Source organism: Streptomyces flavofungini, assembly GCF_041028215.1.
Classification (GTDB): Bacteria; Actinomycetota; Actinomycetes; order Streptomycetales; family Streptomycetaceae; genus Streptomyces; species Streptomyces flavofungini_B.
In genome coordinates, this window is the sequence record NZ_JASKYR010000513.1 from 1 (window position 1) to 5,739 (window position 5,739).

The window sequence follows — 5,739 nt, forward strand, 5'->3', positions numbered from 1 at the left end:
GCCGCGCTCGGCAGCTCTCGTCGCCCCGCCCGTCAGCTCCCGCCGCCCCTGGCGACCAGCTCCCTCAGGGCGGTGTTCAGCTCCAGGACGTTCACCCTGGGCTCGCCGATGAAGCCGAGCGTCCGGCCGTCGGTGTGCTCCTCGACGAGCCGCTCGACCTCCGCGGGGGCCAGCCGGTTCCTGGCCGCGACGCGGCGTGTCTGGAGGTCCGCGTAGGCCGGGGAGATGTGCGGGTCGAGGCCCGAGCCGGAGGAGGTGACCGCGTCGGCGGGCACCTCGGAGGGCTTGACCCGGTGGCCCGGCGTGGAGTTGTCCTCGATCACGGCGGCCTCCGCGGCCCGCACCTGCCTGATCAGCTCGCCGCTGTCGCCCGCGAGGTTCGTGGCGCCGGAGACCTGGAGCTCGTACTGGGTGTTGACGCTGTTCTCGCCGAGGCCGTTGGAGGGGCGCGGCTGGAACCACCTGAGGTCGGGCTCGGGTGTCTGCCGGCCCTTCTTCAGCGGCAGGTCATAGCGCTGACCGAGGAGCGAGGAGCCCACGGACCGGCCCTGGCTCGTGACCTCCGAGCCGTTGGCCCGGTCGTGGAAGAGGGCCTGGGCGACGCCGGTGACCGCGAGCGGGTAGAGGACGCCGCAGAGCAGGGTGAGGACGAGCAGGGCGCGGGCACCCGCGCCGAGCAGCCGGGCCGTGTTCGCTACGGAGTTGTTCATGGTGACTCAGCACGCTTTCTGGTCAGCCCAGGCCCGGTACGAGGGAGATGAGCACGTCGATGATCTTGATGCCGATGAAGGGGGCGACGAGGCCGCCGAGGCCGTAGACGCCGAGGTTGCGCCGGAGCATGCGGTCGGCGCTCATCGGGCGGTAGCGCACGCCCTTCAGGGCGAGCGGTACGAGGGCGACGATGATCAGGGCGTTGAAGATCACCGCCGAGAGGATCGCGGACTCCGGTGAGGCGAGGCCCATGATGTTGAGCTTGTCCAGGCTCGGGTGGGCCACCGCGAACATCGCCGGGATGATCGCGAAGTACTTGGCGACGTCGTTGGCGATGGAGAAGGTGGTCAGGGCTCCGCGGGTGATCAGGAGCTGCTTGCCGATCTCCACGATCTCGATGAGCTTGGTGGGGTCGGAGTCCAGGTCGACCATGTTCCCGGCCTCCTTGGCGGCCGAGGTGCCGGTGTTCATGGCCACGCCGACGTCCGCCTGGGCGAGCGCGGGGGCGTCGTTGGTGCCGTCGCCGGTCATCGCGACCAGCTTGCCGCCCGCCTGCTCGCGCTTGATCAGCGCCATCTTGTCCTCGGGCGTGGCCTCGGCGAGGTAGTCGTCGACGCCCGCCTCCTCGGCGATGGCCTTCGCGGTCAGCGGGTTGTCACCGGTGATCATGACGGTTCTGATGCCCATGCGGCGCAGTTCGTCGAAGCGCTCGCGCATGCCCTCCTTGACGACGTCCTTGAGGTGGACGGCGCCCAGGACCCGGGCGCCCCCGTCGTCCTCCACCGCGACGAGCAGCGGGGTGCCGCCCGCCCGGGAGATCCGCTCGGTGAGCTCCCGGGCGTCCCCGGCGACCGCTCCCCCGCGCTCCTCGACCCAGGCGAGGACCGAGGCGGTCGCGCCCTTGCGGACCCTGCGGCCTCCGACGTCCACGCCGGACATCCGGGTCTGCGCGGTGAAGGGCACCCAGACGGCGTCGGCCAGCTCACCCTGGTGGCGCTCGCGCAGCCCGTAGCGCTCCTTGGCGAGTACGACGACGGAGCGGCCCTCCGGCGTCTCGTCGGCCAGCGAGGAGAGCTGGGCCGCGTCGGCGAGCTCGGCCGCGGTGGTGCCGCGTACGGGCACGAACTCGGCGGCCCTGCGGTTGCCGAGGGTGATGGTGCCGGTCTTGTCGAGCAGCAGCGTGGACACGTCGCCCGCGGCTTCGACGGCCCGGCCCGACATCGCGAGGACGTTGCGTTGCACCAGGCGGTCCATGCCCGCGATGCCGATGGCGGAGAGCAGGGCGCCGATGGTGGTGGGGATGAGGCAGACGAGCAGCGCGGTCAGGACGATCAGCGAGGTCTGCTCGTCGGCCCCGGCGTAGACGGCGAAGGGCTTGAGGGTGACGACGGCGAGCAGGAAGACGACGGTGAGGGACGCGAGCAGGATGTTGAGCGCGATCTCGTTGGGCGTCTTCTGCCGGGCCGCGCCCTCGACCAGGCCGATCATGCGGTCGATGAAGGTCTCGCCCGGCTTCGTCGTGATCTCGATGACCACGCGGTCGGAGAGCACCTTGGTACCGCCCGTGACGGCCGACCGGTCGCCGCCGGACTCGCGGATGACCGGAGCGGACTCGCCGGTGATCGCCGACTCGTCGACGGACGCCACGCCCTCGACGACGTCCCCGTCGCCGGGGATGATGTCGCCCGCCTCGCAGACGACCCGGTCGCCGACGCACAGGGCGGTGCCGGGCACCGTCTCCTCGGTGCCGCCGGTCAGGCGGCGGGCCACGGTGTCGGTCTTGGCCTTGCGCAGGGTGTCGGCCTGCGCCTTGCCGCGGCCCTCGGCGACGGCTTCGGCGAGGTTGGCGAAGAGGGTGGTGAGCCAGAGCCAGGCGGTGATCGCCCAGCCGAACCAGTCGGACGGGTCCTTGACCGCGAGCACGGTGGTGGCCACCGAGCCGATCAGGACCACGAACATGACCGGGGACTTCACCATCACCCGGGGGTGCAGCTTGCGGAACGCGTCGGGCAGCGACGTGAGCAGCTGGGCCGGGTCGAAGAGACCGGCGCCGACCCTGCCCGCGCCGGTGGTCGCGGGGGCCTCGGGTGTCTGCGGCCGGGGCCGGTGGGGTGCGGCCTCGACCGCCTCGTGCTTCTTGGTGTGCGTGCTCATGACGCGAGCCCCTCGGCGAGCGGTCCCAGCGCGAGCGCGGGGAAGTAGGTGAGACCGGTGATGATCATGATCGTGCCGACCAGCAGGCCGGTGAACAGCGGCTTCTCTGTGCGCAGGGTGCCGGCCGTCTCCGGTACGGGGCGCTGCTCCGCCAGTGATCCGGCGAGCGCGAGCACGAAGACCATCGGCAGGAAGCGGCCGAGGAGCATCGCGAGGCCGATCGTGGTGTTGAACCAGTCGGTGTCGGCGCTCAGGCCGCCGAAGGCGGAGCCGTTGTTGTTGGCGCCGGAGGTGAAGGCGTAGAGGATCTCGGAGAACCCGTGGGCGCCGGAGTTGAGCATCGACTCCTTGGGCGTCGGCAGGGCCAGCGAGATCGCGGTGAGGCCGAGCACGAGTGCCGGGGTGATCAGGATGTAGCAGGCGGCGAGCTTGATCTCGCGGGTGCCGATCTTCTTGCCCAGGTACTCCGGGGTGCGGCCGACCATCAGGCCCGCGATGAACACCGCGATGACCGCCATGATGAGCATGCCGTACAGGCCGGATCCTGTGCCGCCGGGGGCGATCTCGCCGAGCTGCATGCCGAGGAGCTCCAGGCCGCCGCCGAAGCCGGTGTAGGAGGAGTGGAAGGAGTTCACCGCGCCGGTGGAGGTGAGCGTGGTGGCCACCGCGAAGATCGACGAGCCGCCGATCCCGAACCGGGTCTCCTTGCCCTCCATCGCCCCGCCCGCCAGGTCGAACGCCGGGCCGCCGTGGTGGAACTCGGTCCACATCATCAGCGCCGTGAAGCCCACCCAGATGGTGACCATCGTGGCGAGGATCGCGTGGCCCTGCCGGAGGGAGCCGGTCATCCGGCCGAAGGTGCGGGTCAGCGCGAAGGGGATGACGAGGATCAGGAAGACCTGGAAGAGGTTGGAGAGGGGGGTCGGGTTCTCGAAGGGGTGGGCGGAGTTGGCGTTGAAGTAGCCGCCGCCGTTGGTGCCGAGGAGCTTGATGACCTCCTGCGAGCCGACCGCACCGCCGTTCTGCTGCCGCGAGCCGCCGCCGAACTGGCCGACCTCGTGGATGCCCGCGAAGTTCTGGATCGCGCCGCAGGCGACCAGGACGAGGGCGCCGAGCACGGCGATGGGCAGCAGAACGCGGACGACGCCGCGCACCAGGTCGGCCCAGAAGTTGCCGAGCTCGCCGGTGCGGGAGCGCGCGAAGCCGCGTACGAGCGCCACGGCGACGGCGATGCCCACCGCCGCCGAGACGAAGTTCTGCACGGCGAGGCCGCCCGTCTGGACGACGTGGCCCATGGCCTGCTCGCCCGAGTAGGACTGCCAGTTGGTGTTGGCCACGAATGAGACCGCGGTGTTGAAGGCCTGGTCGGGGTCGATGGACCGGAAGCCCAGCGAGCCCGGGAGCGAGCCCTGGAGCCGCTGGAGCAGATAGAGAAAGAGGACCCCGGCCACGGAGAAGGCGAGGACGCCGCGCAGGTAGGCGGGCCAGCGCATCTCCGTGTCCGGGTCGGCGCCGATGGTCTTGTAGATCCACTTCTCGGCGCGGAGGTGCTTCTTCGAGCCGTAGACGCGGGACATGTGGTCGCCGAGCGGGCGGTGTACGAGGGCGAGTGCCGCCATGAGGGCGAGCAGTTGGAGCACCCCGGCGAGGACTGGGCTCATGCCGTACTCAGAACCTCTCCGGGAAGAGGAGGGCGAGGACGAGGTAGCCGAGGAGGGCGAAGGCGACGACGAGACCGACGATGTTCTCGGTGGTCACAGCTTCGTCACCCCCTTGGCGACGAGTGCCACCAGCGCGAAGACCGCGAGTGTGGTGACGACGAAGGCCAGGTCGGCCATCGTGGGCTCCCGAAAGAAGTGGACGGATGAACTGCTTGGTCTGACGGTTGAAGGAAACCGTTGTTCAAGCCGTGTCCGGCCGCCGTTGACGCCGTCCATACGACGTCGGCGGACCTCTTGACGGGTCTCTGACGATCCTCTTGACGGGTCCTTGACGATCTCGTCGACGGGTCCCGGGTGAAGTTGTTGACGGGTCCCTGGCGATCCTCCTGACGGGCCCCTGGCGATACCCCTGACGGTCCCCTCGCCAGGGCTTCCGCCCGGCTACGCCGTCAGCTCGGCGAGGCGTGCGAGAGCGTCGGCCGCCGCCTCCCTCTCGGCGGCCGTGAGCACCAGCGCGGCGGCCCTGGCCAGCACTTCTTCGGCCGTCTTCAGGTCGCCGACGCGCTGGGCCACGTCGCCGCGCAGGACGAGCAGGCGCAGTTCCTGCTCCGGGGTCGGCCGCTGGTCCGTGCGCTCAAGGGCCCGGTCGATGATCTTCGCGGCGCCCGGCAGGTCCTCCTTGGAGTCGACGTAGAGGTCGGCCAGGTGCAGCGCCCGCGCGAAGGGCTCCTTCGGTACGGGGCGCAGGGAGGGGTCGTCGCTGATCGGCTGCCCGACGCGGATGCTGTTGCCGCCGGGGTCGGTCATCAGGAACTGCCGCACGCCGTACGACATGTCCTTGAGGGGGCCGATGCGGGGCAGGCCGCGGGAGGGGATTCTGCCGTACGCCGCCTTGAGTCCGGCGCGGAAGGCGGTGTGCAGGCTCGCCACGTCGTCGGTCAGGACGTAGCAGCCGGAGTGGGACTCCGTGGGTTCGTACTGCTTCATGCCGTAGAACTGGAGCTCTATCGTGCCGCGTTCGACGACGGCGTAGGCGTAGGGGCTCTTCTGGAGGTACGTCGTCTCGAAGCCGAGGGCGGTGTAGAAGTCGACCACCGGCTGGATGGTCCGGCAGGGCAGGAGCGGGATCGTTTTCTCGGGCATGCGCCGCAGTCTAGTCAACTTTGAATAGCGGCGCAGGCCCTTTCCCGTGCCCCCTGCGGCCCTCCCCCTC

6 protein-coding genes are annotated in these 5,739 nt (G+C 70.3%); all 6 read right to left on the reverse strand.

Annotation, left to right across the window (positions count from 1 at the left end):
• Positions 1-32 precede the first annotated feature (32 nt).
• Positions 33-710: a potassium-transporting ATPase subunit C gene (locus tag AB8Z36_RS28405; RefSeq protein ID WP_369216240.1), complete on the reverse strand. Its 678-nt coding sequence runs from the start codon at positions 708-710 to the stop codon at positions 33-35.
• A gap of 22 nt (positions 711-732) precedes the next feature.
• On the reverse strand, positions 733-2,865 hold the full coding sequence (gene kdpB, locus AB8Z36_RS28410; RefSeq protein WP_369216241.1) for a potassium-transporting ATPase subunit KdpB: 2,133 nt from the start codon (positions 2,863-2,865) through the stop codon (positions 733-735).
• Positions 2,862-4,526 carry a potassium-transporting ATPase subunit KdpA gene (gene kdpA / locus AB8Z36_RS28415; RefSeq protein ID WP_369216242.1) on the reverse strand — a complete coding sequence of 555 codons (1,665 nt, stop codon included), beginning with the start codon at positions 4,524-4,526 and terminating at the stop codon, positions 2,862-2,864. Before kdpA ends, kdpB begins: the two co-directional genes overlap by 4 nt.
• A 7-nt stretch (positions 4,527-4,533) precedes the next feature.
• Positions 4,534-4,623, reverse strand: a complete 90-nt coding sequence (gene kdpF, locus AB8Z36_RS28420; protein ID WP_062772255.1) for a K(+)-transporting ATPase subunit F — start codon at positions 4,621-4,623, stop codon at positions 4,534-4,536.
• Entirely contained in the window at positions 4,620-4,802 is a 183-nt protein-coding gene (locus AB8Z36_RS28425) for a hypothetical protein (RefSeq protein WP_369216243.1), read from the reverse strand. Before AB8Z36_RS28425 ends, kdpF begins: the two co-directional genes overlap by 4 nt.
• Positions 4,803-4,967: 165 nt before the next feature.
• The gene (locus AB8Z36_RS28430) at positions 4,968-5,669 is read right to left on the reverse strand and encodes a bleomycin resistance protein (RefSeq protein ID WP_369216244.1); all 702 of its coding nucleotides are present in this window, start codon (positions 5,667-5,669) and stop codon (positions 4,968-4,970) included.
• Positions 5,670-5,739 lie beyond the last annotated feature (70 nt).

What these genes read in the sequence shown, in the direction of transcription:
- AB8Z36_RS28425 (WP_369216243.1), bottom strand. Translation starts at nt 4,802, where the DNA reads ATGGACGGCGTCAACGGCGGCCGGACACGGCTTGAACAACGGTTTCCT.
- kdpB (WP_369216241.1), bottom strand. Translation starts at nt 2,865, where the DNA reads ATGAGCACGCACACCAAGAAGCACGAGGCGGTCGAGGCCGCACCCCAC.
- AB8Z36_RS28430 (WP_369216244.1), bottom strand. Translation starts at nt 5,669, where the DNA reads ATGCCCGAGAAAACGATCCCGCTCCTGCCCTGCCGGACCATCCAGCCG.
- AB8Z36_RS28405 (WP_369216240.1), bottom strand. Translation starts at nt 710, where the DNA reads ATGAACAACTCCGTAGCGAACACGGCCCGGCTGCTCGGCGCGGGTGCC.
- kdpA (WP_369216242.1), bottom strand. Translation starts at nt 4,526, where the DNA reads ATGAGCCCAGTCCTCGCCGGGGTGCTCCAACTGCTCGCCCTCATGGCG.